This window comes from Tsuneonella flava (assembly GCF_002870965.1).
Taxonomy (GTDB): Bacteria; Pseudomonadota; Alphaproteobacteria; order Sphingomonadales; family Sphingomonadaceae; genus Tsuneonella; species Tsuneonella flava.
The window spans coordinates 270,079-294,945 of record NZ_PHSO01000005.1; the positions used below are offsets into that span (position 1 = coordinate 270,079).

The following is a 24,867-nucleotide window of genomic DNA, read 5'->3' on the forward strand; positions in this document are numbered from 1 at the left end:
TTGATTGCAATAAGCAGTAGTGCGGTTCGCTGGCGAGCGCGTTGCGCGAGTCCGCCAAAGAGTTTCGCAATGCCGCCAAGCCCCCCCCCCCCCCCGCTTCGCCAGCCGGAAAAGAGCGGCGCCTGAACGCCGGGAAATGGCAGAATAGCGCAAGAATCTGGCCGATGCGTCCGATGCGGAAAAGGCGCGCCTGACCTAGCTCTGCAATGTGACTGAATTGCGTGTTCCGTCGCAAGTCTCGGGGGAGCAACAGGACACAATGCTATGAACCGAACTCTACCGATCCGCACCCTGCCCCGGCTCCGGTAATGCACGCCAAGCCGATGACCATGCGGGCGCGCCACTACCACGAGCGTCTGATCATCAAGGCGATGCGCAAGCTGGCAGCGCCTGCCCCCGCGCCATCCACAGGCGGAGAGTTGTTGCGCCGTGCGGGTGTAGATGAAGAGGGAATATCGGCGCTGGCTGCCGTAGTCGCGCTGTTGCCACGGCTGCTGCCTGCGGCGCGCCTTCACGACATTGGCTCCCCCTATGTCTCGTCAGGCGAAATTCTGCTGCTGGGCGAGCTCGCCCGCCGTCAGCGGCAGCGCTCCGTGCCGATGTACGCCGCCGATCGCTGGCCGCTCAAGCTCGCGCCATCGCTCGATCTGCTGCTCGATGCCTCGGCTTCCGCGCTCAGCGCAGCCGACCTCTTCCTGTTCCATCGGACCATTACCGCCGCGCTCGACCGCGCCCGCGAAATGCCGAGCCAGCAAACCACCCTGTGACCTGAATACGGCGGACCGACCCCATCAGGTCGATCCGCCGCAACAAGGCGATACGTTAGTACCGCAAGTTCACAGTAAATGTGGCATTGCGCGGTGCGCCCACGGCCGCCGTGTCGTAGAATCCGGCGCGCATCCAGTACCGCTGGTCGAACAGGTTGTTGACGTTCACCGAAGCAGACAGCCGATCGCTGAAGGCATAACGAGCCAGCGCATTCACCAACGCATAGCTTCCCTGGACGACCGTCTGATCCTTCAAGATTCCGCCCTGCCCATCGGGCCGGTTGATCCCATTGAACAGGATATCGCTTTGCCAGTGGATCCCGCCGCCAATCGTCAGCCCGTCCAATGCGCCCGGCAAACGGTAGCTGGTGAAGAGCTTGACCGTCTTGCGGGGCTCCTGCGGGTTGAGGCGTTCGCCATCGGGCCCTTCGCTTTTCAGCAAGGTGAAGCCGCCCGAGATGCTCCAGCCCGGAAGAATCTCGCCATTCGCTTCGAGATCGAAGCCGCGGGTCTTGGTCCCGTCGACCGCGATATAGGCGCTGCTGAGCGGATTGTTCGGGTCGAAAAATCCGACATCCTCCTGTGCCAGCTTGTCCAGCCGCGTGTCGAACAGCGTCAGCGAGAGGTTGAGGTCGCCGCCGAAGAACTCACCCTTGATGCCCACTTCCCGGCTGTTGCCCTTGGTCGGCTCAAGAATGTTGCCGTTGCGGTCGCGCCGATCTGTCTGTGGCTTGAAGATCTCGGTATAGCTTGCGAACAGCGTGAAGTTTCCGGTTATGTCATAGGTCACGCCAGCATAGGGCGTGACCCTGTTCTGCCGATAGCGGAGACTGTCGGACCCGACCTCGTCCTCATCCAGCTCATAGCGATTGAACCGGCCCCCAAGAATGACCTTGAGCTCATCCGTGGGTGACAGACGGGCTGCCGCATAGACCCCGTATTTCCTGGCCTTGACGGTCGAAGCCGCACCCCAGGGGAGGGCGTTGTTCTCAAAGTCGAGGCGCGGAATTTCGCCCACCTGGTCAAGCGATGGCGCAGGCGTTGCCGAGAACGGAAAATACAGGTTGGTCGCAAGGAGAGATCCCGGCGAGGTCCGTTTCATCCACGAGAGGGTGGTGCCGACAACCAGCTGGTGCTCCCTGCCAAACAGTTCGATCGGCCCGTTGCTCTGCAGGTCAATCGTATCCTGCTTTGTCTTGCTGCTGAATTTCGTGCCCGCGCCCATCACCGCGACGCTGGAGAAACCGGTCTGCCGGTCGGGATAAAAGCCGATATTGCGCCGAGGATTGGTGGGATCGACCCCCGTCAGCGCAAACAGCTCCGCATCGGAATCCAGCTGCGAGTGGGTCAGCGCGCTCTTGAACTTCCAGCCATTGGCGAACTCGTGCGACAGGTTGACGAAGGCCGTCTGGGATTCGACGTCGAAATAGGTCCATGGCGGCGACAGGTTTGCCGAACGGCGCAGATCGGTCGTCAGCGAACCATCGCTGTAGAACAGCGGGGCAGCGCCCCAGGATGATCCCTTCGGCTGGCTGTGCTGATATTCGAAGCCTGCGGTGAGGATCGTGTTATCGGTCAGATCGGCTTCGACCACGCCATAACCAATGGCCTTCTTCTGCTCGTAGAAATCGAGATAGGATTTCTGATCCTGATAGACACCGATGGCCCGCGCACGGATGCTGCCGTTGCTTGTAAGCGGCGCGGAAACATCCAGCGTGCCGCGGTAGTTTTCCCAGGATCCCACCATGCCCGATGCGCCGATCGCCAGGTCCTGCTTGGGGCGCTTGCGGATCAGATTGATCGAGGCCGAGGGATTGCCCGAACCCGTCAGCAGGCCGGTCGCGCCCCTCACGACCTCGACGCGATCATAAAGCGCGGTGTCGATGAACCCGATGCCGTTATCGAGCGAACTAACCACGCCGTCATACATGATGTTGTCGACGCTAAAGCCGCGCGACGAATATCTGACACGCTCGGAATCGATATAGTTGCGCGTCACGCCGGGCGCGCTTTGCAGCACGGTATCGAGACTAGTGAGGTTCTGATCCTCCATGTTCTGGCTGGTAATGACCGTCACCGCCTGCGGAATTTCTCGCGGCTTGAGCGGCATGCCGAGCGCCGCACCCGTTGAGCGCGTGGTGTAGGAGCCGGAGTCTTCCGTGGTCTGCCCTTCCTGCACACCGGTGACGATGATGACGGTATCGCCCGTGGTCGTATCCGCATAATCTTGGCGCGACGCGCGTTGCCGTTCCTGCCCGTTATCCTCTGTCTGTGCATGGGCAGCACCACTTGCTGTAAAGATTGCGCATGCGATGAGAGATCCCGCCCCTCTTGCGATTGCTCGCCTGCGTCTGCCTTTACGATTCAACCACTCTGAGCGATTGCTGGCGAAACCGTTCACCCCAGACATCTGGAACCCCTTTTCTAATTCATGCGAATGCCTCGCATTACCAATTCTGGGCTCCGTACAGTGCACGCCACGATCTGCCACATCTCAGATCCGCCAATTGATTTCGCGATTTAGACAAAAATCGCGAAATGCCGGCAGGGCTGGCGTTCAACGGGCTTTGGTGACGGCCTGCTTTCCAAGCCCGACTGCTCGCTCCAGGCGTTGCCGGATGCGCTGGACTGTCGAGGCCGCGACCAGTCGCGAAGGCCGTGACTATATCTCGGTCAAGCTGGACGATCTGAGTTTTCCGGTTCCGGTCTATGCCACGCTCTGCGAGACCGACACTGCCGGCGAATACGTCCTCATCTGGTCGCGCTGACGGTCAGCAGAGCCCGTCCGTTCGGGCGGGCGCATCGGTCATCGGATGGATCGACCGGCTTCCTTCTTGAGGTCATCGCCATCGTCAGCTAACACTTGCGAGTTAATCGCAATAAGCGACATGAGGGGATAGCGCAGAAAGGACAGATCGATGACCCGCCACTTCCCGCCGCCAAGCCTCGACGATGCCGCGCATCGCTCATTGCTGGTCGAGGCGGCACGGTGCTGGCGCAATGCGCGTGACACAGGTCAGTCTGTCCAGCCCTGTCTCTACAAGATCCTGGCGTCCCATAATTGCGAGATGCTTGCTCCTGTGTTCGATAGCCTGATGCACCTGTGCGAAGATGCACTTGGGCGCGCGGTCGCTACCGGTGAAGACGCGGCACTTTCGGGTGACGAGCATTTGCTGCTCGGGCTGCTCGACGGATCGAAACCGCGCCACGCCTGCATCGAATGCGCTGAAGGTGCGGCCTTGGCCCTCGATTGTGCCATCTGCTCGACACGGATCATGATGGGCTATACGACTCCGTATTGGATCGGCTCGTGCTGGCGAAACACTGCCGTCGAATGACCCCGAGCATCGGTCCCGGCATATCCAGCTGCAGTCACTTTAGGCTCAGGACTCGTTTATCACAGCCACAAGATGACGGTAGCGGCGAGCGCTATGGCGGAGAAGAAGACCGTAGGGCGCCGATCGTAGCGGGTGGCGACGCAGCGCCAGTCTTTGAGACGGCCAAACATGATCTCGATGCGGTTGCGACGTTTGTGCCGGCGCTTGTCGTATTTGACGGGTTGAAGCCGGGATTTTTGGCCCGGAATGCAGGGCTCGATACCCTTCGCCTGCAAAGCCTCCCTGAACCAGTCGGCGTCATAGCCGCGATTCCCGAGTAGCCATTTCGCTTTGGGCAGATCATACAGCAGAGCCGCAGCGCCGGTGTAGTCGCTGAACTGCCCCGCGGTTATGAAGAAGCTGAGCGGGCGGCCGTTGGCACCGGTGACGGCGTGAAGCTTGGTGTTCATGCCGCCCTTGGTGTGACCGATCAGCCGCCCGAGTTCCCCTTTTCTACCCGCAGGCTCGAAGCCGTACGGTGCGCCTTCAAATAGGCCGCATCAATCATGACGGTCCCTGGCTCGGCGCCTTCAGCAGCCAGCCCTTCCATCATGCGAAGGAACACGCCCATATCGCCCCATCGCTTCCACTGGTTGTACAGCGTCTTGTGCGGACCATACTCCCTGGGCGCATCGCGCCAGCGCAGCCCATTGCGGTTGACGAACACAATGCCGCAAAGCACCCGCCGGTCGTCAACGCGCGGCTTGCCGTGGCTCTTGGGAAAGTAGGGCCGCAGACGATCCATCTGCTCGTCGGTTAGCCAATACAGGCTCCTCACGGAGCCCGAGTCGCATCGCGCGTCTCACATCAATGGGTCCTGACCCTAGGGGAATATCGGATGGCAAGTCGCCGCTCTTGTTGGCGGCAATGAGCTGTCACCATGCTCCGACCACGACCGCCAGATATCAGTTGCGATGTCTCGGATATCCAATTTTCACATTGTCCAGATACCATCGATCATTCTGATCGTGCCTTCCTGTCCAGCCCCGATCAACTGTGTGGGCAGCAGTTCGGAAGGGAAATCCTGATAGCAAATTGGTCGCAGGAAGCGATCGATGGCCAGCGTACCGACCGAAGTCGATTTCGGCTCCGAGGTTGCCGGATATGGCCCGCCATGAACCATCGCATGGGATACTTCGACCCCGGTCGGCCACCCGTTGGCGATGATGCGACCCGCCTTGCGTTCGAGCACGGACAAAATCTCGCCCGCCATGGCAAAGTCATCTTCCGCCATATGCAGTGTCGCGGTCAGCTGGCCTTCGATTTCTGCAAGCAGGCCAAGCAACTGATCGATGTCGTCGCATTCGATGATCACGGAAGAGGCGCCGAAGTTTTCCTCTCTCAACAGAGGGTTTTTGACAAATTCGGCGGCGCTGGTGCGGAATATGGCTGCGCGGGCCAGACGGTCATTGGTGGTGGGTGCCCCTTCGCCGATAAGCGCAACGCTGTCGCTGTCGGTCAGGTTGGTCTTACCCTTTCCAAACTGTTCGCGAATGCCTTGCGTAAGCATGACTTGCGGTGCGGCCTGCCTGATCGCCTCGGCAACTCCAGCGACAAAATTGTCGAGCGCTTCACCGCGTACAGCGAGAATCAGACCGGGATTGGTGCAGAATTGCCCCGCGCCCATCGTGACGCTTCCGGCATAATCTTGCGCGAGCGTATCACCGCGCGATGCGAGGGCAGCGGGCAGCAGGATTACGGGATTGATCGCGGACATCTCTGCATAAACCGGGATCGGCTGTTTCCGGGAAGCGGCCACTTTCATCAACGCCTCGCCACCCATGCGCGATCCCGTGAAGCCGACTGCCTGAATTCGATGATTGCTCACCAGCGCCGTTCCCAGTTCGTGCGAGGTTCCGTTCAGAAGGCTGAACACGCCTTGCGGCAAGCGAGTCCGTTCCACCGCGCGCATGATCGCGCTGGCGACGAGTTCGGATGTGCCGGGGTGGGCAGGGTGCCCCTTTGCCACTACGGGGCATCCTGCGGCCAATGCCGAAGCGGTGTCGCCACCTGCAATCGAGAAGGCGAGCGGAAAGTTGGAAGCGCCAAACACCGCGACCGGCCCCAACGGTATTTTGTGCAGGCGTAGATCGGGCTTTGGCGGAGTGCGCGCAGGATCGGCGCTATCGATGCGGATACCCTGCCATGCGCCATCGCGCACTACCTGTGCGAACAGGCGCAGCTGCCCCACGGTTCGGCCGCGCTCTCCGTTGAGGCGCGCTTCCGGCAAGCCGGTTTCGCTATGGGCCCGTTTCGTCAGCGCTTCGCCCAGCGCGTCGATTTCCTCGGCAACCGCTTCCAGAAACTGCGCTCGCATTTCGAGAGAAAGGCTGGAATAGACAGCGAATGCAGCTTCGGCTGCCGCGCATGCGTCATCGATATCGCGCGGCCCAGCGATGGCAAAGGCGGGTTCGGGGATGGCCTCGTCTGTCGAAGGATCGAAGGCATGGAACCGGTTTTCGGAATCGCGCCGTTCCCCGGCGATGAAGAGTTTTCCGGTGAGTGTCATAATGATCTGTCCGTTCGAATGGATGATGGTCAGGCAGCGGCGACTGCGTGCCGCTGGCGGATTGACCGGTAAAATTCGCGAATGCCGAATTCCCATGCGGGCGCATCGCACGAATGGACGACCTCGTTGGTTAGTGTGCCTAACCTCGCGCTATGGATATGCACTGTGTCGCCGACATTGTGAGTGAATCCTCGGCCCGGTTCGTTGCGATCCTGAACCGGAGCGAACAGAGTGCCCAGCATCAGAACGAAACCGTCGGGGTAATGGTGTTCGGACAGGGTCTGGCGAACCAGTTCCAGCGGGTCGCGGCTGATTTCCTTCATCGAGCTGTGGCCTTCGAGCCGGTAGCCGTCCAGCCCTTCGACCTGAAGGTCGAGTTCTGCCGAACGAACGTCGTCCATGCTGAAATCACCGCCGAACAACCGGATGAACGGGCCAAGGGCACAGGCGGCGTTGTTGTCCTTCGCCTTGCCCAGCAACAGAGCGCTGCGTCCTTCGAAATCGCGCAGGTTTACGTCATTACCCAGCATCGCGCCCACAGGTTTGCCCGACGCGTTCACGGCCAGCACTACTTCCGGTTCGGGATTGTTCCAGCTGGAATCGGAGCGGATCCCCACTGCCGCCCCCCATCCGACGGTGGATAGGACTGGCGCCTTAGTGAAGACCTCTGCATCGGGGCCAATCGCGACTTCAAGATATTGGGACCACATGTCGGCATCGATCAACGCAGCCTTCAGTTCAGCCGCGCTGTTGGTGCCCGGTGTGACGTTGCGGATCCCGCTGCCGACTCTGTCCTCCAGATTGGCGCGGATGTCTGCGGCGTGTTCCGCGTTGCCGCGAGCACGCTCTTCGATCACCCGCTCGATGGCGGACACCGCGAACGTCACGCCGCACGCTTTCACACATTGCAGGTCGATTGGGGAGAGCAGCGCATAGTCGCCCCCTCCGACGGTCAATTCGCCTACCCCACAGATATCGCGACCAGAAACACCGGCCGGATCGCCCAGGTCCAGCAGGTCGGAGATCGTGTCCACTTGTCCGGAGACGTCGAACACCTGACCTGCGCGAACGATAACAGGACGCGGATCGCCTTTTATCGAAACGCGACCTGCCAGAACGGCACTTTCGTGATCGACAGGCAGAGCCGATACGTCGAAACGCTTTACCATTGCATTCTCTTCCTTTGGTCGGCGCGCGCGGCGCATCATGCGGTGAGCCGCTCGTCATCAAGTTGTTCGAGCGACTTGCCTTCGTTTCGCGGTGCCCAGACGAACCCGATCACACCGCTGATCGTCAAAAATCCAACGAGTATCCATGCCAGCGTGGTGAACCCGGTCGCTGTCAGGAACGGTACGAAGAAAGTGAAGACGCCCAGCACAATCCGAACCACCGCGAACATCACGCCCTGAGCGGTGCTCCGCAGCAAAGTGGGAAACATCTCCGAGCTCCAGAGCTGGAAGAAGCATTGCGCTCCGAAACCCTGGCCGAATGCCATCAGGAACACATGCGCCAGCGCGACGGGCAACGTCAGCGGGAAGATAGCAAGCAGCGACATTCCGATCACTTGTATCACCGCGGAAAGGCCGAAAAGCATTCGCTGATTCAGCTTGTCCGCGTATTTCATGAACACGAAATAGATCGACGCCATCCCGATCAGGAAGCTCAGCGCCTGAATTGCGACCGACATCGCCTGCGACTGGTTGCCGACTGTACGCAGGATGTAGGGGAAGAAGAAACCATTCGTCCCCGCCCACAGATTCCAGAATAGGTACATACCGGCCAGAAACGCCATCGAGCGGATATGGCGGCGGGTGAACAGATCGCGCCAGCGCCCCCGTTCGAACGGAGCGCCATCGTCCGGTTTTGTCGACTGAGCATCAAGCCAGCGCTGCGATTCCTTCATGCGTGATCGCAGAAAGGTCAGAGCTACAGCCAATATCGCAAGATGGGCAAAAACCAGTCGGGCCGCCATCAGGCCAAGCGGCTCGAGCACCAGAAACATCAGCAGGACGACGACCGGGCCCAGATACCATAACACCTGCGCGACTCCGCTGTGTTTTCCGCGCTTTTTATCAGGGGCCATTTCCGCGATCAGCGACCACGATGCGGGGATATCCGCTCCAACCGCCAGACCGACCAGGAAAAACCCCAGTACGATCATCCACGCGTTCATCGCGAACACCAGCCACATCATGCCGAAGGCGTAGAACAGCATATCATACTGGTAGATCTTCTTACGACCCAGCTTGTCGCATAGCCGCCCGCCGATCAGCGCGCCGATACCGGCGGCGATGGCGTTGGGCCCGAATGCGCCGATCAACCCGACAAGGTCGGTGGACAGGCCATACGCCTCTACCCACAGCGCCAGCGCCGCCGATCCGGCTACGATCGATCCAGCATCGATATAGTTGGCCAGTCCGGCGAGGATGGTGTTTTTCCAGTCCTCCTTGCCGGAAGGGTCGGGTTGTTGGCCCTGAGCCAATTTGCCTTCGGCTGTCATTGTTTGTTTCCAATCCCTTGCGGCGTGCCGGATATTTTCTGTTCGGCGTTCAGTTCCTCGGTGGTGTTCATGCGGCGACCGATGCCGGCGCAGCATTTGGAGATGCGGCTGCGGTTACCTGTGCGATCGCGCGTTCCCATTGTTGGCGCGCGTTCGTGCGGTCGCCTTCGCTGATTTGCGGCATGAATTGCTGTGCGGGCGCTCGGTCGGCGGAGCCCGCGATACCGATTGCGGCAGCTGCCATCAGTGCCGCGCCGACTGCACTGCTTTCCTCTTGCGGCGCCTGCACGATTTCCTTGCCGCTCAAATCTGCGAGTATTTGTGCGAGAAGCGAATTCCTGCCCGCGCCACCGTCAATTGTCACCGAGGGGAAGGGGCGGTGCAGATCGCCTTCCATCGCTTCGATCACGTCGCAGATCTGATGCGCGATCGCCTCCAGCGTAGCGCGCGCCAAATGGGCGGGGCGCGTTGCCAAAGTCATGCCCATGATCGTGCCGCGGGCACCTGTCCGCCAATGCGGTGCGCCCAGCCCGGCCAGAGCTGGCACGAAGATGACGCCATTGCTGTCCGAAACTTGCTCGGCAACGGTGCTTAGCGCTTGCGCGTCGGGCAAACCCATCAATTCGGCGGCGAAGGCCGCGGCATGTCCTGAAACGCTGATATTGCCTTCGAGTGCATACCGCACACCGCCATCCTCGCGGCTCCACGCGATAGTGGCGGAGAGGGCGTGGCGCGATTCCGGACGTTCTGGCACTGACACCATGAGCGAGCTGCCTGTGCCGATGGTCACTTTGACGATGCCACTTGCTGTCGGATCGTGAGCAAACAAGGCCGCGTGGCTATCGCCGAGGACGGCGTGGACAGGCGTACCTGGCGGCAGAGCGCCGAAGCCGTCGCAGATCGCTCCGAAGCTGGCATCCGATGGCCGGACCTCAGGTAGAATAGCAAGTGGGACGTCGAACACGGCAGCGAGTTCGTTGTCCCACTGAACGGTATCGATGTTGAGGAGTTGCGTGCGCGATGCATTGCTGTGGTCGGTTGCGTGAACCACCCGGCCGGTGAGGTTCCAGATCAGCCAGCTATCGACTGTGCCACATAGGATATCTCCCGCTTCGGCCAGCGCGCGGGTATCGGGCGCGTCATCCAGCATTCCAGCGATCTTAGCGGCAGGGAACAACGGATCGATGCCAAGCCCGCTCCTCTGCGTGATCAGAGGCCCATGTCCTGCTTTGCGTAGCTGTTCACAGTGTTCGGCCGATCGGGCGCACTGCCATGTCACGGCAGGCGCGATCGGGGCTCCGGTGTGGCGGTCCCACAGAACCACAGTTTCGCGCTGGTTCGATATTGCGACCGCAGCGACGGAGGCGTGTGGCGCTGCGTTTAGAACGTCGGCAATCAGATCTCTGACAATTTGCCAGATATCCACTGCGGATTGCTCCACCCATCCGGGACGCGGATAGGACAGCGGAACGCTGCGCGACCGGCTCAGGCATATCTCCCCGTGACCATTGACCAGCAGGACTTTTGTGTTGGTTGTCCCCTGGTCGATGGCCAGTATAACCGGCGCGGAGTTGGCCGACGGAGAGTGGACAGGCGCCGACATTCAGGCCCTTTTGTCCAGCACTTCGCGCGCCGCAGAGGCGATGCCCGCTGCGTTCAGGCCGAATTCGTCCAGCAACCAGGATGCAGAGCCGGTAGGAAGAAACCCCGGAAAGCCGAGAATACGCATCGGGACCGGCGCGGACTCCGCGCAGAATTCCGCAACCGCACCGCCCAGACCACCTTGCTTCAGGCCTTCTTCCACTGTCACGATGGCGCCTGTCGCGGCGGCATCGGCCAGCAGATCTTTGTCGATTGGCGACACTGTTGCCATGTTGATGACGCGCGCGCCAACGCCTTCGTCCTTGAGGGCAGCCGCCGCTTTGAGCGCCCGATGGACCATCGTACCATTGGCGATGATAGCGACATCAGCGCCTTCATGAAGTACTTCACCTTTGCCGATTTCGAACCGGGTACTGGTCCGTTCGAGTGCAGGAACCGGCATACGGCTCAGGCGGATATATACCGGCCCGTCATGGCTGGCTGCGGCGCGGATAGCCTGTTCGGTTTCCCAAGGGTCTGAAGGAACGAGCACCGTCATACCGTCGATGGCGCGCAGCCATGCGATATCTTCGATGCTGTGATGGGTTGCGCCCAGTTCACCATAGGCGACGCCAGAGGAGATGCCGCAAAGCTTCACATTCGCGTGGCTATAGGCGCAGTCCGCCTTGATCTGTTCCATGGCACGGGCCGTGAGGAAGCAGGATGCTCCGCTGACGAAAGGAATCTTGCCGCCATTGGCAAGTCCCGCGCCGACACCAACCATGTTCTGTTCGGCAATGCCCACGTTAATCAGGCGGTTGGGGAAGCGCTCGCGGAACTTACCCAGTTTCGAAGAGCCAACCGAGTCGTTGACGACCGCAACGATCCGATCGTCTGTCACGGCGAGTTCCTCGACCGTGCGAACATAGGCATCGCGGCAATCGAACAATGCCGCGTCTGATTTGGTGTCGGCTCCCATTACGCGATCTCCGCTTCGAGTTCGGCAAGCGCCTGTGCGTATTGTTCCGGGTTGGGAACGCCGTGGTGCCAGCCGGCCTGATTTTCCATGAAGCTGACTCCCTTGCCTTTGCATGTGTCAGCGATGATCACCCGCGGTTTATCGCGCGGTTGTGCAGCAGCGTCGAAGGCGCTGAGCAGTTCGGCATGATCATGCCCGTTCACGCCAACGACTTCCCAGCCGAACGCGCGCCACTTGTCGCCGAGCGGCTCGAGCCCGTTGGTGTCTTCGGTATTGGCGCCTTGCTGCAATCTGTTGCGATCGACGATGACAGTCAGCTTGCCCAGCCCGCGATGGCCCGCGAACATGGCGGCTTCCCACATGCTGCCTTCTTGCAACTCGCCGTCGCCGGTCAGCACGAATGTGCGGAAGTCGGCGTCGTCGATCTGACCGGATACCGCGATGCCCACGCCAACCGGAAAGCCATGGCCGAGCGGGCCGGTGTTGGTTTCAACCCCTGGCAGATAAGTGCGGTTGGGGTGGCCGTTGAGCCGCGATTTCGGCTTGAGGTAGCTTGCCAGTTCCGCTTCCGGGAACAGACCTCGTCCTGCCATGGCGGTATAGAGCGCGCCGGTGCAGTGCCCCTTGGACATGACAAATCTGTCGCGGTCCGGGGCAAGCGGATTGGCGGGATCGAGGCGCAGCACATCGAAATAGAGCGTTGCGAGGATATCGGTGGCTGAAAGATCGCCCCCCGGATGCCCCTGACCTGCATCGACAATCATCTTGAGAAGCCGTCGGCGCATCCAGTTTGCACGCTCGCGCACATGTTTTGCGCGATCTTCGATCGTGCCGGTTGACGTGCCGTTCGAGTCAGGCATAATACATATCATGAATTGCTCTCCTCGCCGCTGGATAGCGAGATAGGAAAGCAGTCGCAAGACATTTACTTTCGAAAATTTTCGTTAATTCCAAAAGGCGTAAAAAATTGACATTAAACGCCAGTCATCATACGAATTTTGCGAGTCCCGCCCGATCTGGGTGGATGGCTTCGTTTTCCGTTGATGAAGGCAGTGCCCAAAGTGTCAAAAATGAGTTTTCGCCCGCTTGCTCAGTCCATTTCGGGGGCTATCGCGCGATGAGCGGGATGGGGTCTCGTTCGAAAATGCTGGGGGAAGCCCGCCGTGCGAGAATGCTCGCCTGGCTGCAGGAAGAAGGCAGCGCGCGGGTCCGTAAGCTGGCTGACGTGTTCGAAGTGTCCGAAGTGACTATCCGGCAGGATCTGGAGACTCTGGAGGCGCAGGGCCATATCGTGCGAGAGCATGGCGGTGCCTTCCTCAAGTCCGTACCGCAACAGGTTCGGTCGATGGCGCTGCAGAATACCGGGCAAATGGAGGCCAAGCGTCAGATCGGCGTTGCAGCAGCGGCGTTGGTCACCGATGGTTCTTCGATCATTCTCGATGCCGGTTCCACTACGACCGAAGTGGCCGCCAGCCTGGCTGGTCGTCGTGACATCACGCTTATTACCAACGCTTTGAATATCGCGCTCATGCTTGGCGGCGAGCCGGGTTTCGATGTTCATATGACCGGTGGCCACTTCAAAGCGCCGACCCTTTCGCTGTCTGGCGAGCGCTCGGCGGAATATCTGCAAGGGCTGTATGTCGATCGTCTGTTTCTGGCCGTCGCTGCAATCGATGTCGCGGCGGGGCTGACGTATCCGGCATTGTCCGACCTGCCAGTGAAGCGGGCCATGATCGAAGCTGCAAGCGAAGTCGTCCTCGTGGCTGATTCGAGCAAGATCGGCGGGCGATCCTTCACTGCGCTGGGCGGGCTCGACCTGATCGATGTGCTGGTGACGGACAAGGGCATTTCCGATGCGGATCGGGCGGTAATCGAGGCTGTCGGCGTGAAGACCATCGTGGCCTGACCGGCGCGGGATCGCGCAATACCGGGGCCATTTGGTCGACAACAATAATTTGGGACGAGGACAGAAGAGTGGGAAATCAGAAATTCGGTGCAGGTATCTGGCACTTCGCCACTTATGTGGATCGCTATGCGACCGACGGATATGGTCCGCCACGCACCTTAATCGAAATGATCGATCTGGCGGGGCAGGTCGATGACCTTTCGGTTGTCGACATTAATTTCCCATTTGCCGATCCTGCGCTGTCGCTGGATGCGATCGATAAGGCGCTCGATCGCAACGAGTTATCGGTAATCGGCATCACGCCAGAGATTTATACGCGCCGGTTCGCGAAAGGTGCCTTCACTAACCCCGATGTGGGAATTCGGCGCCTTGCGAACGAGATGTGCAACGAAGCGGCCGATGTCGTCCGTCACTTCGGCGCCAAATATGTGAAACTGTGGCCGGGGCAGGATGGATGGGATTATCCCTTTCAGGTCGATCACGGTTCGTTGTGGAAAGCGAGCATGGACGGCATCGGCGAGCTTGCCGAACAAAATCCCGACCTGCAGTTCGTGATTGAATACAAGCCACGCGAACCGCGCGTGCACATGAGCTTCGACAGCGTATCCCGCACTCTGTTGGGGATCGAGAAGATTGGCCTGCCCAATGTCGGCATATTGCTCGACTTCGGGCACTCGCTTTACGGCGGGGAAAGCCCTGCGGACGCCGCGCAGCTCGCGATCGATCACGGCCGCCTGTTCGGCATGGACGTAAACGACAATTTCCGCAGCTGGGACGACGATCTGATCGCCGGTTCTGTCCACCCGATCGAGCTGTTCGAATTTTTCTACACCCTGCGTAAGAACAACTGGGAAGGCGTCTGGCAGCTCGATCAGTTCCCCTTCCGCGAAGATAGCGTTGCGGCGGCCAATTCCGCCATCGATTTCCTGAAAGGAGTCGAGCGCGCGCTCGACAAGCTGGATTTCGAAGCGATGCGAGAGGCGCAGTTGCGCCATGACGCGGTGACGGCGCTGGGTCTGGCCCGGCAGGCTTTGTTCTCCAGCTTCTGATGGTGTGTGCGGCGTGATTGTATCGTCTGCCAATGATTTCCGGGAGGCCGCGCGCAGACGCGTGCCGCGGTTCCTGTTCGATTATGCAGATGGCGGCGCATATTCCGAGCAGACACTCCACCACAATGTCGCCGATCTTGCCGATATCGCTCTGCGCCAGAGGGTGCTGAAAGATGTCGCCAGCATCGATTTGAAGACGACGCTGTTCGGGCGACAGATCGATCTGCCGGTGGCGCTAGGGCCGGTCGGTATTGCAGGCATGTTCGCGCGTCGCGGCGAATTGCAGGCTGCGCGTGCAGCGAAGGCTGGCGGTGTCCCGATGTGCCTGTCGACCGTTTCGATTTGCTCGATCGAGGACGTATCGCAACGCGCGGACCCCTTCTGGTTCCAGCTTTACGTGATCCGGGATCGCGATTTCATGAAAGACCTGATCGCCCGCGCAAAGGCTGCCGGTGCAGAGGCGTTGATCTTCACTGTCGACATGCCGGTGCCCGGCGCGCGCTATCGCGATGCCCACTCGGGCATGTCGGGCCCGAATGCGCCGCTGCGTCGCGTTTTGCAGGCCATAGGTAAGCCGATCTGGGCATGGGATGTCGGGCTGTGGGGGCGCCCGCACACATTGGGCAATCTGGCGCCGGTGCTGGGTAAAGATAGCGGCCTGAACGATTACATGGGGTGGCTGGGTCGCAACTTCGATCCATCGATCCAATGGAAGGATCTCGACTGGATCCGGCAGGAATGGGACGGCCCGCTGATTATCAAGGGCATTCTCGACCCCGACGATGCGCGCGAGGCGGCGGCTATCGGGGCGGATGGAATTGTCGTGTCTAATCATGGCGGCCGCCAGCTGGACGGCGTGTGGTCGAGCGCGCGGGCGTTGCCCGAAATTGCCGACGCGGTGGCGGGAAAGCTGACTGTGCTGGCCGATGGTGGCGTGCGGAACGGGCTCGACGTGGTCCGTATGCTGGCACTGGGTGCCGACGGTGTGTTGCTGGGCCGTGCATGGCTGTGGGCTCTCGCGGCTCAGGGAGAGGCAGGCGTGGCCAGATTGTTGCAGCTGATCGCCGCTGAAATGCATGTCGCAATGACGCTGACCGGAGTGAACCGGATCGACGAGATCGATCGGTCGATACTTGCGGAGAACAACCAATGAAATTGCTGGAAGGTAAGACCGTACTGGTCACCGGCGGATCGACCGGGATCGGCAGAGCCGCTGCCATCGGCGCGGCGCGCCATGGTGCAGATGTCGCGATCAATTACGCGTCAAGCGACGACAAGGCGCATAGCTGCGTGGCCGAGATCGAAGCGTTAGGGCAGCGGGCCATTGCGGTGAAGGGCGATGTCGCCGATCCCGCGACATCCGGCGAATTCGTCGCCCGTGCGGTGGCGGTATTCGACCGGGTGGACGTGCTGGTTTCGAATGCTGGAATCTGTCCGTTTCATGCGCTTCTCGATATGCCGGTGGAGACTGTCGATCGCACTTTCCGGGTTAATCTGCATGGCGCCTATTACATGGTGCAGGCGGCGGCTCGCCAGATGGTCGAGCAGGGTGAAGGCGGAGCGATCGTTGCCGTTTCTTCGATCTCGGCGCTGGTGGGGGGCGAGTTTCAGACTCACTACACGCCAACGAAGGCGGGTGTGCACTCGCTGATGCAATCGGCGGCGATCGCGCTCGGCAAACATGGCATTCGCTGCAATTCGGTGCTGCCGGGCACTATCCTTACCGAGATCAACAAGGATGACCTCGCCGACGACGCCAAGCGGGCCTATATGGAAAGTCGCACACCGCTTGGCCGGTTGGGGCAGCCCGAGGATATTGTCGGCCCCATCGTCTTCCTTGCTTCGGATATGGCTGAATACGTTACCGGCGCGGCTCTGCTGGTCGATGGCGGCATGTTCGTGAACCTGCAATGATGCGGCGCGGTTCCATCATCTCTGCGCTGCTGGCGGGATTGCTCTGTGCCCCGGCGGCGCTGGCGAACGAACCTGTCGCGCCGCTCAGCATATCGGACAACCAGCGCTTTCTGGAAGCGGGCGGGAAACCGTTCTTCTGGATGGGGGACACTGCATGGCTTCTGCTTAGTCGCCTTAACCGCGAGGAAACCGAACATTACCTTGCCACACGGCAGGCACAGGGTTTCAAGGTAGTGCAGGTGATGATCCTGCACACGGCGCAAATGGAAAGCCGCAACGGTTCTCCGGCATTGGTCGATGGTGATCCGGGGCGGCCTTACACGACGCCGGGCGCGGACCCCGCCAAGCAGGGCGAATACGATTATTGGGATCACCTCGACTGGGTGGTGGAGCGGGCCGCGGCGCATGGAATCTATCTCGCCCTGGTGCCTGCGTGGGGCGATATCGCCGATCAGCGTGCGCTGAATTTCGAGAATGCTTCGGTTTACGGTCGCTTCCTTGCTCAACGGTATGGTGACAAGCCCAACGTCATCTGGCTGAACGGGGGCGACACGCGCGCCGAGAACCGTACGAAGGTGTGGGAAGAACTGGGCACTACGATCAAGTGTATTGCGCCCGATCAACTGATGACCTTCCACCCGATCGGCCGGACAGCTTCGTCATGGCAGTATCACGAGGCACCCTGGCTGGATTTCAATATGTTCCAGTCAGGTCATCGGTCCTACGCACAGGAAGGGCCGCATGCACGCGCCGAAGATAACTGGCGTTATGTGGCGGAGGACTGGGCCCGTACGCCTATAAAGCCGACGATCGACGGAGAGCCGTCGTATGAGAATATCCCACACGGATTGCACGAAGAGAACCAGCCCCGCTGGCAGGCCGAAGATGCACGACGCTACGCGTGGTGGGCAGTGATGGCAGGCGCGTTCGGTCATACCTATGGTGAGAACAACGTCATGCAAATGTATGTCGTGGGCGCGCCAACGGCCAATTTCGAAGCGGATACGCGCTGGGACAAGGCGTTGCTGGCTCCCGGTGCGCTGCAAATGCATCATCTGCGCGCACTTATTGAAGCTTACCCCATGCTGGAGCGTGTGCCCGATCAGTCGCTTATCGTGAACAATGGCACGCGTTATGATCGTGTTCTGGCCAGCCGGGGCGAACGCTATGCATTTGCATACAGCTATACCGGCGCGCCGTTCACTGTGGCGTTAGGCAGGATTGCCGGGGATATGCTTCGTGCCCGCTGGTACTCGCCGCGCGACGGTGGCTGGCGGGACATCGGAACTATCGACAACAGTGGCACACATCGTTTCGACCCACCGGGCGCAACCGCGCCTGGTAACGACTGGGTACTTGTGCTCGATAACACAGAGGATCCGTCATGACTGTGGCTGCCACCAAAGGACTGCCCAAAATTAAGCACGTACGTGCCTTTACGGTGCGCGGGGGTGGGGCCGATTATCACGATCAGGGCGACGGGCACTGGATCGACGACCATATCGCGACGCCGATGTCGCGTTATCCCGAATACCGCCAGTCGCGGCAGAGCTTTGGCATCAATGTGCTTGGCACTCTGGTGGTCGAACTGGAAGCCGAAGATGGCACCATCGGATTCGCGGTGACCACTGGTGGCGAGCCTGCTTGCTATATTGTTGAGAAACACCTCTCCCGCTTCCTGATCGGTCGCAGTCCCGCCGAATATGAGAAGATCTGGGACCAGATGTACTTCTCCAGTCAGTATTACGGACGCAAAGGGTTGGCGGTAAACGCCATTTCGGGCGTCGATCTGGCGATATGGGATTTGCTGGGCAAGCTGCGCGGCGAACCGGTGTATCACATGCTGGGTGGCGCGGTGCGCGACGAGCTGCAATTTTATGCCACTGGCGCGCGGCCCGATCTGGCCAAAGAGATGGGCTTTATCGGGGGCAAGCTGCCACTGCACCACGGGCCTGTCGAAGGACTGGAGGGGATGGAAAAGAACCTCTCCCTGCTGGCTGACATGCGGTCGAAATGCGGCGACGATTTCTGGCTGATGTACGATTGCTGGATGTCGTTAGATCTCGATTACGCGACGCGGTTGGCGCATCGAGCTTGGGACGAATGCGGCCTCAAGTGGATCGAAGAAGCGCTATCTCCCGACGATTACTGGGGGTACGCGGCGCTGAAGAAGAATGCGCCCAAGGGCCTGCTTGTCACAACCGGCGAGCATGAGGCGACCCGCTGGGGTTTCCGTATGCTGATGGACATGGAATGCTGCGACATTATCCAGCCCGATGTTGGCTGGTGTGGCGGCGTTACCGAACTTATCAAGATCGCCAGTTATGCGGACAGCCGTGGTGTTATGATGATCCCTCACGGATCGTCGGTTTACAGCTATCACTTCGTCATCACGCGCCACAATTCTCCATTTGCCGAATTCCTGATGATGCATCCGGGGCCGACCGAAGTCGTCCCTATGTTCGCACCCCAGCTTCTGGGCGAGCCGGTGCCTGTCAACGGTCGCATCCGCGCCAGCGCGCTCGATCAACCTGGCTTTGGCGTTTCTCTAAATCCTGAGATCGCGCTCCACCGCCCGTATTCCAATTCCTGAATTCGAACGAGGACTTACAATGAAACTTTGCAGATTTGGCGCGCCCGGTGCCGAAAAGCCCGGTCTGGTCGATGCCGATGGAAAAATCCGCGACCTTTCCGCCCACGTTGCCGATATCGGCGCGGAAGTGCTGAGCCCGGAAAGCCTCGCAAAGCTGGCGGCAATCGATCCCGGTTCACTGCCGGTAGTGGACGGCAATCCCCGTTATGGCTCGTGTGTGACCGGCACGCGTCAGTTTGTTGCCATCGGCCTCAACTATGCCGATCACGCGGCGGAATCCAACCTGCCGATCCCGGAAGAGCCCGTGGTGTTCCAGAAATGGGTCAGCTGCATTCAGGGGCCGAACGATCCGGTCACAATTCCGAAAGATTCGGAAAAGACCGATTGGGAAGTGGAACTGGGCATCGTGATCGGATCGCGCGCATCATATGTAAGCGAGAGCGATGCGCTCGATTACGTTGCGGGCTACTGCGTTATAAACGACGTGTCCGAACGCCACTGGCAGACCGAGCGCGGCGCGACATGGGATAAAGGCAAGGGCTTCCCCACTTTTGGCCCGGTCGGTCCCTGGATGGTCACCGCAGACGAGGTGGGCGATCCGCAGCAGCTTTCCATGTGGCTCGACGTCAATGGCAAGCGAGTGCAGGACGGTTCGACCTCCACTATGATTTTCGGTGTTGCCGAGATCGTTTCCTATCTCTCGCAGTTCATGACGCTGGAGCCTGGCGATATCATCACAACCGGGACACCTCCGGGTGTCGGCTTGGGCCAGAAGCCTGAGCCCTGGTATCTGAAAGCTGGCGATGTTGTTGAGCTGGGCATCGAAAATCTTGGCCGTCAGCGGCAGGATTTTGTCGCGTGGCAACCGGCATGAGTGTTTTCGAAGGACGTTTCGCCGGACGCTGCGCCATTGTGACCGGTGGCGCCTCTGGCCTCGGAAAAGCGGTTGCGGCCCGTATGGTTGCCGAAGGTGCGCGTGTGTCGCTGTGGGACCTCAACAGCGATTTGCTGGCTGAGGCACAGCGGGAAACCGGTGCTTGCGACATCAGGGCTCTCGACGTGTCGGATGTTCAACAAGTCTCCGCCGCCGCTGCTGAGAGTGCAGAAGCGCTTGGGAAGATCGACGTGCTCGTGTGTTCCGCAGGCATAACCGGTGCTACCGCGCCGGTTCATGAATTCCCTGTCGATAGCTGGCAGCGCGTGTTTGAAATCAATGTTCACGGCCTTTTCTACTGCAATCGCGCGATCGTGCCATTTATGCTGGATGGCAGTTATGGCCGTATCGTCAATGTGGCGTCGGTCGCTGGCAAGGAAGGCAACCCGAACGCCAGCGCCTATTCCGCGTCGAAAGCCGCAGTCATCGGCCTTACCAAGTCGCTTGGCAAAGAGCTGGCGGGACGGAGTGTCATCGCCAACGCGCTGACACCGGCTACGTTCGAAAGCCCGATCCTGGCGCAGCTTCCGCAAAGCCAGGTGGATTACATGCGATCGAAGATACCGATGGGGCGCCTGGGCGAAGTGGAGGAAAGTGCTGCCATGATCTGTTTCATGGCCAGCGAGGAATGCAGCTTCACCACTGCTTCCACCTTCGACACTTCCGGCGGCCGGACGACATTCTAGCCAACCGGAAAGCACTGGGGAGAGCCATGGCAAAACGTCCACCGCTGGTCGATCCACATGTCCATTTGTGGGATCTGTCGCACATCCGTTATCCGTGGCTTTCGCCGCCATTCGATACCGATAATCCGAATGGCAGTGTGCAGTCGATTGCAGTCGACTATTCGCTCGATTCCTATCTTGAAGATGCGTCCGCATGGGATGTGTGCGGCATCGTTCATATCGATGCCGGCGCTCATCCCGGCGACGCCATTAAAGAGACGCGGTGGCTCCAGCAAATGGCTGACCGTTATGGGAAGCCCAATGCCATCGTCGCCTTCGCGATGCTGGAAGATAAGGGTGTGGAAGCCGTACTCGAAGCGCAGTCGAGCTATGCCAATGTGCGGGGTATCCGACAGATCGTAAGCTGGCATCCCGATCCGGCGCGAAGCTACGGCCCGGAAGATATCACTCTTTGCGAAGAGTGGGAGCGCGGGTTCGGCCTGCTCAATAAATATGGGCTCAGTTTCGATCTGCAGGCCTATCCGGGGCAGATGGACCATCTTGCCGGCCTGATCGGTCGACATCCCGATACGCAGGTGATCCTGAACCACACGGGCATGGCCATCCCCGAGGATGAAGACGGCTGGAACGTATGGCGTAACGGTATGCGCGCATTGGCTGCGCTTCCCAATGTGGCAGCCAAGATTTCCGGCATGGGTTTCACCTGGAACCCGTGGAGCGAGGAGCAGGCGCGCTCCTATGTTCTCGACACGATTGAGATATTTGGCATCGACAGGGCCATGTTTGCCAGCAATTTCCCGACCGACAAGCTGTTCGCTTCTTTCGATAAATATTTCAACGCATACGATTCCATCACATCCGCTTTCAGCGACGATGAACGGGCAGCGCTGTTCGGCGGTAACGCCAATCGTATCTACCGGATGGGGCTGAAGCTGTAGGGATGGGGCCTGTCGATCTTCGTGCCGAACATACTGTCGATCTGCTGGGGACACAGTCGCCTCATCCACGTCTGTCCTGGCGGATGGAGGCAGATCGCGCCGGGGCGTTTCAGGTCAGCTACCGAATTCAGTCGGCCGATAGCAGGGAAGCGCTAAAATCCGGTCCGTTGCTGTGGGATAGTGGCCCTGTACGGTCGGGCAACAGTCTGGATATTCCACATGGCGGCGCGCCGCTTACCACTGGACAGCGGGTCTGGTGGCAGGTCGAAACTTGCGATGATCAGGGGCAGAGCGCCACGTCGGATCCGGCGTGGTTCGAAGCTGGTCTGATGAATCCGGCGGACTGGAAGGCCGACTGGATTGTGGCGGAAGACGATGATGCCGCTGCCGATCGCGCCGCTGGCATTCCATGGCTGTGGAGCGGAGACGCATTGGATCCGAGGCCGCATGGCTTCCGTCTGGAATTCGATGCACCCGCCGATCTGGTGGGCTGCGACGTGCTCGTGTCAGGCAAAGATCATCTGCGCGGGGTTTGGATTAATGGCTGCGCCTGCAAGCCCAACTGGCCATTCGGGTGGGATAGCGATTTGCCATTCTGGGGCGTTCTTGGTGAATATCATGGCCAGATTCGTCCGGGCCGAAATGTCATATGCGCCTTGGTCGAAGCCGACACCGAAGGCTTCTTCCCGGTTGATGGCGGCGCCTTCGCGGCGTTGATCCGCGTGCATCGCGCCGATGGCTCTACCGGCCGGATTCCCGGTGCCGCGTGGCGTGTGATGCCTGATCCACCTCTGGGCTGGTGCCAACCGGATTTCGGCAGTGGCGAGTGGCAAGTTCCGCAGCCCAGCGGATCGTGGGCCCGGGGCTATCCATGTCCGAGTGAACCAGCCATATTGCTTCGGCGCGAATTCGATCTCGATGCGCCTGTCGTTTCAGCTCGCCTGTATGCAACTGCGCTTGGGGCGTACAAAGTCTCCATCAATGGTCGTGCAACGGAAGAAGCTGTCCTTGCACCGGAAATAACGGTGGCATCCGATCACCTGCTATATCAATGCTATGACGTGACCGAGCTGGTGCGGCAGGGTATGAATGCCATTGGTGCGATGATCGGCGATGGCTGGTATGCGTCCCCCTTCGGCTGGCGGATCGAACGGTATGGGTTTGGCCCGCCCCCGCGTCGTTTCTCTGCGGTACTGCATGTCGAGCTAGCCGACGGGCGCAGGCAGACAATAACGACAGGACCGGGGTGGAAGTCTTCGGTTGCGCCGGTCCTGGTATCGGAAATCTATGATGGAGAAATGCGCGACGCGCGGCTCGATCAGCCGGGATGGGACAAGTCGGAGTTCGACGATGCGCGCTGGTCCGACGCGCCTGTAGGTGAAGCGCCAGAGGTGCGGCTGGAGGCGCAGACCGCGCCTGTACTAAGGCGCATGGACAGCCTTCGCCCAATTTCGATTAGCGAGCCTGTGGCCGGGCGCTATGTCCTCGACTTCGGGCAGAATTTTTCGGGCTGGGTGCGCTTGTCGGCCGCCGGGCCAGCAGGAACGCAGATCACCATGCGCTTCGCCGAACTGCTAAATGCCGATGGCACGGTTGATCAGTCGAACCTGCGACTGGCGCGCGCGACGGATCGCTATATTCTGGCAGACGATGGGCAGGAGATATTCGAACCGAGCTTTTCCTACCATGGCTTCCGATATGTCGAGATTGAAGGATATCCCGGCGATTTAACTGCGGACAGTGCCGAAGGCGTGGTGGTTTACAGCGCCTGCCGAGAGACCGGCGCAATGACATTCCATGATGCGCCATTGCTGCAGAAAATCTGGAACAATGCACTCTGGAGCCAGCGGAGCAATTTCTTCTCGGTGCCTACCGATTGCCCGCAGCGAGACGAACGCATGGGGTGGATGGGGGATATTCAGGTGTTCCTCGATGCCGCAGCGTTCAATATGGAGGTCGATCCCTTTATACGGCGCTTTCTGATGGAAGCGCGTGCGGCGCAGCGGGAAGACGGTGCCTATCCGATTGTTGTCCCGCAACCGCAATCGTTCCCCGATGTTGCCACTGCGGGCTGGAGTGAGGCGGGCATTATTCTCCCGTGGCAGCTTTGGCAGCGATATGGCGACACGGCGGTCATCGAAGAGAACTGGGATGCGATGCAGCGCTGGATGGACTATCTGGAGCAGCACAATCCCGATCTGGTCTGGCGTCACAAGCGCGGGCTGGATTTGGGTGACTGGCTCTCGGTCGATGCAATCAAGCCCGATGACGAAACGACGCCCCGCGCTTTATGTGCAACGGCCTATTGGGCCTGGTCTGCCGAACTTATGGCGCAGATGGCCACAGCCTCTGGCCGCGAACATGCTGCGGGGCGTTTTTCATCTTTGCGGGAAGGGATCGGCACTGCGTTCGTTCGTGAATTTGTGGCGGCTGACGGAACGTGCGGGAATGGCAGCCAGACCGGTCAGGTGCTCTCGCTTGCCTTCGGGCTGGTTCCCGATGGCCTTCGTCAGAAGGCGGCCGGAATCCTTTCTGCCGATATTCACCGTCGCGGTATGAAGCTGTCCACCGGGTTTCTTGGCACGCCCTACCTGCTCGACGTTCTGGCCGACGCGGGGCTTTTGAAGGACGTTTCAGGCCTATTGTTGCAGACCGGGTATCCCAGCTGGGGCTATATGCCCACGCAGGGTGCCACTACGGTGTGGGAGCGGTGGAACGGCGACACCGGCGACCTTTCGATGAACAGCTACAACCACTACGCTTTCGGTGCAGTAGTCGGGTTCTTCTATCGTCGGCTGGCTGGGATCGCACCGGCCGCGCCCGGATTCCGGCGAATAGCGGTGCGGCCGCTCTGGTTGCCTGACGTTGGGCGTGTTTCGGCTCGGTACGATTCCGTTATGGGTGTGATCGAGACCACGACGGATGGCGATGCATCTGGCCTCACAGCGCTGTCGTTGACGGTGCCTGCCAATACTGTCGCCGAGGTTCAGTTGCCCGCAGGCGGCTGGTTGATCGATGGCCAGTGTATCGAGGATGATCCGCGCATTTCAGCTCTTGCGACTGCAAACGAATGCACTTCGTTCGAGATTGCAGGCGGCCGCTTCCAATTCACTCGCTGACTGGAGCCCGCAGGC

General features: G+C 60.1%; 21 protein-coding genes. 13 read left to right on the forward strand and 8 right to left on the reverse strand.

The window, feature by feature from the left end; all coding sequences use genetic code 11:
- The first annotated feature begins 308 nt into the window (after nucleotides 1-308).
- Nucleotides 309-767 (forward strand): hypothetical protein, encoded by a 459-nt coding sequence (locus CV013_RS08430; protein WP_102154825.1) that lies wholly within the window; start codon nucleotides 309-311, stop codon nucleotides 765-767.
- Between the two features lie 55 nt (nucleotides 768-822).
- Here the strand turns inward: CV013_RS08430 and CV013_RS08435 are convergent, their stop codons facing one another.
- Nucleotides 823-3,177 carry a TonB-dependent siderophore receptor gene (locus tag CV013_RS08435; protein WP_102154826.1) on the reverse strand — a complete coding sequence of 785 codons (2,355 nt, stop codon included), beginning with the start codon at nucleotides 3,175-3,177 and terminating at the stop codon, nucleotides 823-825.
- 208 nt (nucleotides 3,178-3,385) lie between these two features.
- On the opposite strand from CV013_RS08435, the gene CV013_RS08440 reads away from it, so the two are divergent.
- Together CV013_RS08440 and CV013_RS08445 are read left to right on the forward strand one after the other, a co-directional pair.
- A complete protein-coding gene (locus CV013_RS08440) occupies nucleotides 3,386-3,535 on the forward strand; it encodes a DUF736 family protein (RefSeq protein WP_102154827.1) in 150 nt (49 codons plus the stop codon).
- Between the two features lie 150 nt (nucleotides 3,536-3,685).
- Nucleotides 3,686-4,105, forward strand: a complete 420-nt coding sequence (locus CV013_RS08445) for a hypothetical protein (protein WP_102154828.1) — start codon at nucleotides 3,686-3,688, stop codon at nucleotides 4,103-4,105.
- 59 nt (nucleotides 4,106-4,164) lie between these two features.
- Here CV013_RS08445 and CV013_RS08450 read toward each other — a convergent pair.
- From CV013_RS08450 to CV013_RS08480, 7 genes are all read right to left on the reverse strand, one after another.
- Nucleotides 4,165-4,922, reverse strand: a protein-coding gene (locus tag CV013_RS08450; protein ID WP_102154829.1) for an IS5 family transposase whose coding sequence is annotated in 2 segments (ribosomal slippage) — nucleotides 4,165-4,586 and nucleotides 4,586-4,922 — 759 coding nt in all. Because the reading frame shifts where the segments join, the coding sequence is not laid out codon by codon here.
- A 156-nt stretch (nucleotides 4,923-5,078) separates the two neighbouring features.
- On the reverse strand, nucleotides 5,079-6,653 hold the full coding sequence (locus tag CV013_RS08455) for an aldehyde dehydrogenase (NADP(+)) (RefSeq protein WP_102154830.1): 1,575 nt from the start codon (nucleotides 6,651-6,653) through the stop codon (nucleotides 5,079-5,081).
- A gap of 29 nt (nucleotides 6,654-6,682) precedes the next feature.
- Nucleotides 6,683-7,822, reverse strand: a complete 1,140-nt coding sequence (locus tag CV013_RS08460; protein WP_102155155.1) for a fumarylacetoacetate hydrolase family protein — start codon at nucleotides 7,820-7,822, stop codon at nucleotides 6,683-6,685.
- 35 nt (nucleotides 7,823-7,857) lie between these two features.
- Nucleotides 7,858-9,153, reverse strand: a complete 1,296-nt coding sequence (locus CV013_RS08465; protein WP_102154831.1) for an MFS transporter — start codon at nucleotides 9,151-9,153, stop codon at nucleotides 7,858-7,860.
- Between the two features lie 67 nt (nucleotides 9,154-9,220).
- Nucleotides 9,221-10,756: an FGGY family carbohydrate kinase gene (locus CV013_RS08470; protein WP_102154832.1), complete on the reverse strand. Its 1,536-nt coding sequence runs from the start codon at nucleotides 10,754-10,756 to the stop codon at nucleotides 9,221-9,223.
- The gene (locus CV013_RS08475; RefSeq protein WP_102154833.1) at nucleotides 10,757-11,713 is read right to left on the reverse strand and encodes a transketolase family protein; all 957 of its coding nucleotides are present in this window, start codon (nucleotides 11,711-11,713) and stop codon (nucleotides 10,757-10,759) included. It abuts the gene before it with no gap.
- On the reverse strand, nucleotides 11,713-12,573 hold the full coding sequence (locus tag CV013_RS08480) for a transketolase (protein ID WP_102154834.1): 861 nt from the start codon (nucleotides 12,571-12,573) through the stop codon (nucleotides 11,713-11,715). Before CV013_RS08480 ends, CV013_RS08475 begins: the two co-directional genes overlap by 1 nt.
- Nucleotides 12,574-12,830: 257 nt before the next feature.
- Here CV013_RS08480 and CV013_RS08485 point away from each other — a divergent pair, with 257 nt between their 5' ends.
- From CV013_RS08485 to CV013_RS08530, 10 genes are all read left to right on the forward strand, one after another.
- Nucleotides 12,831-13,619 (forward strand): DeoR/GlpR family DNA-binding transcription regulator, encoded by a 789-nt coding sequence (locus CV013_RS08485; protein WP_223805178.1) that lies wholly within the window; start codon nucleotides 12,831-12,833, stop codon nucleotides 13,617-13,619.
- A 68-nt stretch (nucleotides 13,620-13,687) separates the two neighbouring features.
- Nucleotides 13,688-14,668, forward strand: a complete 981-nt coding sequence (locus CV013_RS08490) for a sugar phosphate isomerase/epimerase family protein (RefSeq protein WP_102154835.1) — start codon at nucleotides 13,688-13,690, stop codon at nucleotides 14,666-14,668.
- A 13-nt stretch (nucleotides 14,669-14,681) separates the two neighbouring features.
- Nucleotides 14,682-15,821, forward strand: coding sequence for an FMN-dependent L-lactate dehydrogenase LldD (gene lldD / locus CV013_RS08495; protein ID WP_102155158.1), 1,140 nt, complete (start codon nucleotides 14,682-14,684; stop codon nucleotides 15,819-15,821).
- A complete protein-coding gene (locus CV013_RS08500) occupies nucleotides 15,818-16,582 on the forward strand; it encodes an SDR family NAD(P)-dependent oxidoreductase (protein ID WP_102154836.1) in 765 nt (254 codons plus the stop codon). The genes lldD and CV013_RS08500 overlap by 4 nt, the downstream gene beginning before the upstream one ends.
- The gene (locus CV013_RS08505) at nucleotides 16,579-17,970 is read left to right on the forward strand and encodes a glycoside hydrolase family 140 protein (protein WP_102154837.1); all 1,392 of its coding nucleotides are present in this window, start codon (nucleotides 16,579-16,581) and stop codon (nucleotides 17,968-17,970) included. Before CV013_RS08500 ends, CV013_RS08505 begins: the two co-directional genes overlap by 4 nt.
- Nucleotides 17,967-19,175, forward strand: a complete 1,209-nt coding sequence (rhmD, locus tag CV013_RS08510; protein WP_102154838.1) for an L-rhamnonate dehydratase — start codon at nucleotides 17,967-17,969, stop codon at nucleotides 19,173-19,175. Before CV013_RS08505 ends, rhmD begins: the two co-directional genes overlap by 4 nt.
- A gap of 19 nt (nucleotides 19,176-19,194) precedes the next feature.
- Nucleotides 19,195-20,049 (forward strand): fumarylacetoacetate hydrolase family protein, encoded by an 855-nt coding sequence (locus CV013_RS08515; protein ID WP_102154839.1) that lies wholly within the window; start codon nucleotides 19,195-19,197, stop codon nucleotides 20,047-20,049.
- The gene (locus tag CV013_RS08520; RefSeq protein WP_102154840.1) at nucleotides 20,046-20,795 is read left to right on the forward strand and encodes an SDR family NAD(P)-dependent oxidoreductase; all 750 of its coding nucleotides are present in this window, start codon (nucleotides 20,046-20,048) and stop codon (nucleotides 20,793-20,795) included. The genes CV013_RS08515 and CV013_RS08520 overlap by 4 nt, the downstream gene beginning before the upstream one ends.
- Nucleotides 20,796-20,821: 26 nt before the next feature.
- A complete protein-coding gene (locus CV013_RS08525) occupies nucleotides 20,822-21,733 on the forward strand; it encodes an amidohydrolase family protein (protein ID WP_102154841.1) in 912 nt (303 codons plus the stop codon).
- Nucleotides 21,734-21,735: 2 nt separating this feature from the next.
- The gene (locus CV013_RS08530) at nucleotides 21,736-24,852 is read left to right on the forward strand and encodes an alpha-L-rhamnosidase (protein WP_102154842.1); all 3,117 of its coding nucleotides are present in this window, start codon (nucleotides 21,736-21,738) and stop codon (nucleotides 24,850-24,852) included.
- The last annotated feature ends 15 nt before the right edge of the window (nucleotides 24,853-24,867 follow it).

What these genes read in the sequence shown, in the direction of transcription:
- CV013_RS08430 (WP_102154825.1), top strand. Translation starts at nt 309, where the DNA reads ATGCACGCCAAGCCGATGACCATGCGGGCGCGCCACTACCACGAGCGT.
- CV013_RS08435 (WP_102154826.1), bottom strand. Translation starts at nt 3,177, where the DNA reads ATGTCTGGGGTGAACGGTTTCGCCAGCAATCGCTCAGAGTGGTTGAAT.
- CV013_RS08440 (WP_102154827.1), top strand. Translation starts at nt 3,386, where the DNA reads ATGCGCTGGACTGTCGAGGCCGCGACCAGTCGCGAAGGCCGTGACTAT.
- CV013_RS08445 (WP_102154828.1), top strand. Translation starts at nt 3,686, where the DNA reads ATGACCCGCCACTTCCCGCCGCCAAGCCTCGACGATGCCGCGCATCGC.
- CV013_RS08455 (WP_102154830.1), bottom strand. Translation starts at nt 6,653, where the DNA reads ATGACACTCACCGGAAAACTCTTCATCGCCGGGGAACGGCGCGATTCC.
- CV013_RS08460 (WP_102155155.1), bottom strand. Translation starts at nt 7,822, where the DNA reads ATGGTAAAGCGTTTCGACGTATCGGCTCTGCCTGTCGATCACGAAAGT.
- CV013_RS08465 (WP_102154831.1), bottom strand. Translation starts at nt 9,153, where the DNA reads ATGACAGCCGAAGGCAAATTGGCTCAGGGCCAACAACCCGACCCTTCC.
- CV013_RS08470 (WP_102154832.1), bottom strand. Translation starts at nt 10,756, where the DNA reads ATGTCGGCGCCTGTCCACTCTCCGTCGGCCAACTCCGCGCCGGTTATA.
- CV013_RS08475 (WP_102154833.1), bottom strand. Translation starts at nt 11,713, where the DNA reads ATGGGAGCCGACACCAAATCAGACGCGGCATTGTTCGATTGCCGCGAT.
- CV013_RS08480 (WP_102154834.1), bottom strand. Translation starts at nt 12,573, where the DNA reads ATGCCTGACTCGAACGGCACGTCAACCGGCACGATCGAAGATCGCGCA.
- CV013_RS08485 (WP_223805178.1), top strand. Translation starts at nt 12,831, where the DNA reads ATGAGCGGGATGGGGTCTCGTTCGAAAATGCTGGGGGAAGCCCGCCGT.
- CV013_RS08500 (WP_102154836.1), top strand. Translation starts at nt 15,818, where the DNA reads ATGAAATTGCTGGAAGGTAAGACCGTACTGGTCACCGGCGGATCGACC.
- CV013_RS08505 (WP_102154837.1), top strand. Translation starts at nt 16,579, where the DNA reads ATGATGCGGCGCGGTTCCATCATCTCTGCGCTGCTGGCGGGATTGCTC.
- rhmD (WP_102154838.1), top strand. Translation starts at nt 17,967, where the DNA reads ATGACTGTGGCTGCCACCAAAGGACTGCCCAAAATTAAGCACGTACGT.
- CV013_RS08515 (WP_102154839.1), top strand. Translation starts at nt 19,195, where the DNA reads ATGAAACTTTGCAGATTTGGCGCGCCCGGTGCCGAAAAGCCCGGTCTG.
- CV013_RS08520 (WP_102154840.1), top strand. Translation starts at nt 20,046, where the DNA reads ATGAGTGTTTTCGAAGGACGTTTCGCCGGACGCTGCGCCATTGTGACC.
- CV013_RS08525 (WP_102154841.1), top strand. Translation starts at nt 20,822, where the DNA reads ATGGCAAAACGTCCACCGCTGGTCGATCCACATGTCCATTTGTGGGAT.
- CV013_RS08530 (WP_102154842.1), top strand. Translation starts at nt 21,736, where the DNA reads ATGGGGCCTGTCGATCTTCGTGCCGAACATACTGTCGATCTGCTGGGG.